We start from the raw sequence: 2,873 nt of genomic DNA on the forward strand, positions 1-2,873 counted from the left end.
GGTGCGTCGGGGCCGGACACACCGACGGTTGTGGACAAGTTCCGGGTCCTGTGGAGAACTTCCGCAAATTCAATGGAAATCGGAGGTTCGATTTCCATTGAATTTGCGTGACCTCGGCCCCGGAGCACCGGGAGGCCCCGACGGCGGGGTCAGGTGGTGAGGACTGGGCGGACGAGGTTGCGGAGGTGGTCCGAGGGGCGGATGCCCAGCTCCCGGTCCAGGAGGTTCTCGTAGCGGCGGTAGTGGCGGACCGCTTGCGCCGGGTTCGCCTGCTGCAGCAGGACCTTCACCACCGCGCAGTGCGCCGTCTCGCGGAACGGCTCCACCTGGGTCGCCGCCTGCGCGATCTCCAGGGCGCTGGCCAGGTGGCGGGACTGCACCAGCCGCTCCGCCGCGACCTCCAGCGCGTGCACCTGGAGCTGCTGCAGGCGCTCCCGCTCGGTGAGCACCCAGTCGTCGTACCAGCCGGGCAGCAGCGGGGCGTGGTTCGCCAGGTCGCGGCCGATCTCCGCGCAGTCGCCCGGCGAGTCCCCCGAGCCGTCCTCCAGCAGGTAGCGCCCGGCGGCGACCAGGCCGTCGATGTCCAGCGACACCAGCGGCGCCAGCTCGATCTCGTGCTGCGTGCTGATCACCGCACCCCGAGCCCGCTGGCGCACCCGCCACAGCGTGGTCCGCAGGTTCGCCAGCGCGTTCTGGTCGTCGCTCTCCGGCCACAGGATGCCCGCGGCGTAGTCGCGCTGAGTGCGCCCGCGCAGCGCGAGCAGGGCCAGCAGGCGCTGTCCGCTGCTGGACATCGCCACCGCCTCGCCGCTCGCCTGCAGCTCCCAGCCACCCAGCAGCGTCAGCCGGAACGGCTGATCGGGCTGCGCTGGCGTGCGCGTCCGCCGGCGTTCCGCCGACTGCACCGTGCCACCGCTCATAGTTCCCCCCTCGACCGAGCTGAAGTGGGCTTCCCCCTCCCGATCACCGGTTCGCGTACCGGGACCGGGGTGCCCACACCCGCTCCAATCGGGTGGCTCCGGTCGGCTGTTACGGGACTACCCAACGTGACTCCTGATCCTGTTGTTGCAGGTAGATCACCTGGTGCAGCAAAGACGAGCTCCGGTCCCGCCATGCGGTGCCGGAGCTCGCCCTCCCCCCTTCTCGAACCGGACTCACGCAGCCTTGGGCGGGTGCCAGCGTCCGGAGCGCTTGCGGTGCCGGGCGTGCGGCCGGGCCTGCCGCCGAGCCCGCAGCTTGACCACGAGCCGGGTGATCCGCCGACCGGTGCGGATCGCGAACGCGGTGCCGCCGACCCACGGCACCAGCAGGATCAGCATCGACAGGATCGCCATCAGCAGGACGCCCACCTGCCCGCTGCCGCCCGCGTTCCACGCGACCTCGCCGTACTGCAGGGCCCGGCTCGTCCCGGTCGCCAGGTACAGCGGCAGCCGGATCAGCAGCATCGTCAACCCGAGGATCAGCAGCGGGACCACGATCAGCACCCAGGCCGTGACCAGGACCTGCACCCGGGGGCGCAGCGCCTGGTGCATCGCCGCCTTGTCGTCGTCCGGCTTCCCGCGCATCCGCCGCCACACCGGGCCGACGAACGCGAACAGGTTCGGCACGCCCACCAGGTCGCCGAGGATCAGGTAGCCGTCCAGCCGCAGCAGCGGCAGCAGCTGCTGCAGGATCTGCAGGTGGTTGAGCACCATGAACACCATCAGCGACGGCAGCCCGGTCGCCTGGTAGAGCCCGAACATGGCCACGATGAAGATCGCGTTGAAGTAGATCCCGCCCAGGTCCGTGCGCAGCCGACCGCGCCGGTCCAGCCGGTAGGCGTCGGTGACGTTGGTGTAGAACGCCGGGTAGAAGATCAGGATGCCGACGCCGATCCCGCCCGGTCTCGCACCGCCGTAGTGGCAGCCCGCGGCGTGGCCGAACTCGTGGAACAGCGTCGCGCAGACCCACAGCACCATCAGCGTCAGGACCAGGATCGGATCGCCGACCGACCGGTGGAACGCGGCGTCGATGCCCCCGGACATCACCAGCCAGACGTCGACGCCGACGAACATGCACAGCATCAGCGCGATCACCAGCGGCCGGTAGAACACCGAGAAGACCTTCGCGGCGGCGCGGACGAACCAGGGCGGCAGCAGCTGGGTGTTGAACACCAGCGACAGCAGCGGATCGGAGCGCGGCGGGTCCGGCAGCGGTTCGGACGTGGTGGCCACGCCCATCGGGTACAGCTTCTCGTCGACGAGGTAGGCCACGTCCGCTGGCGAGAGGTCCGCGTCGAGGTCCTGGTTGACCTGCTCGGCCACCTCGCGGAGGGTGCGCTGCCCGTCGAACCGGCTCGCCAGCTCGTGCAGCAGCGGGGAGACGAGCACCATCTGCCCGTCGGCCCGCGAAACCAGGTAGCGCGGCTCCTCGTACCCGCCGCCCTCGTACTCGCCCAGCAGCGCCACGCCGTCGACGAGCCGGGGAACCGCGTTCTCATCCGTCGAGTCCGCGACCTCGACGTCGGAAACTTCTGTCATGGCACAACCTCCTGGACCCGGCCGGGTCCGCGCGAACGCCGGCCGGGAACGGTGCACTCCCGCTCCCGGCCTGGCGGTTCATCAGTTGAAGTCGATGTCGGCCACGTTGCTGGCATCGATGGCCTGCCCGATGTCACCGCCGATGTTGACCGCGACGATGACGTTGAGCTGGTTGACGATGGCGATGTCGCCGACACCGAAGCCGCCGCCGCTGAGCGCATCGCGCGCAGGCAGGAGTTCTACCGACTGATCCGACAGCTCGCGTGAGTGCATGTCCTTCTCCTTCGCGGGATGGGACCCGGGCCGCTCCCCCCGCGCCGCCGCGGGGAGCGGCCCGGTACACAACGGCGACTG

Annotated in this window: 3 protein-coding genes; all 3 read right to left on the reverse strand. The window is 70.2% G+C overall.

Annotated features, from left to right (window positions below; genetic code table 11):
- Positions 1-149: 149 nt before the first annotated feature.
- Complete coding sequence (locus tag ABTZ89_RS37630) at positions 150-920, reverse strand: AfsR/SARP family transcriptional regulator (RefSeq protein ID WP_270951464.1); 771 nt, start codon at positions 918-920, stop codon at positions 150-152.
- A gap of 234 nt (positions 921-1,154) precedes the next feature.
- The gene (locus tag ABTZ89_RS37635) at positions 1,155-2,519 is read right to left on the reverse strand and encodes a hypothetical protein (protein ID WP_351054042.1); all 1,365 of its coding nucleotides are present in this window, start codon (positions 2,517-2,519) and stop codon (positions 1,155-1,157) included.
- A gap of 81 nt (positions 2,520-2,600) precedes the next feature.
- Positions 2,601-2,873 (reverse strand): hypothetical protein (locus ABTZ89_RS37640; RefSeq protein ID WP_351054045.1); only part of this gene is annotated, 273 nt, incomplete at its 5' end.

This window comes from Saccharopolyspora sp. NPDC002686, from assembly GCF_040295745.1.
GTDB lineage: Bacteria > Actinomycetota > Actinomycetes > Mycobacteriales > Pseudonocardiaceae > Saccharopolyspora > Saccharopolyspora oryzae.

Bases quoted from the DNA above. Each gene is read 5' to 3' on its own strand.
- ABTZ89_RS37630 (WP_270951464.1), bottom strand. From the start codon at position 920: ATGAGCGGTGGCACGGTGCAGTCGGCGGAACGCCGGCGGACGCGCACG.
- ABTZ89_RS37635 (WP_351054042.1), bottom strand. From the start codon at position 2,519: ATGACAGAAGTTTCCGACGTCGAGGTCGCGGACTCGACGGATGAGAAC.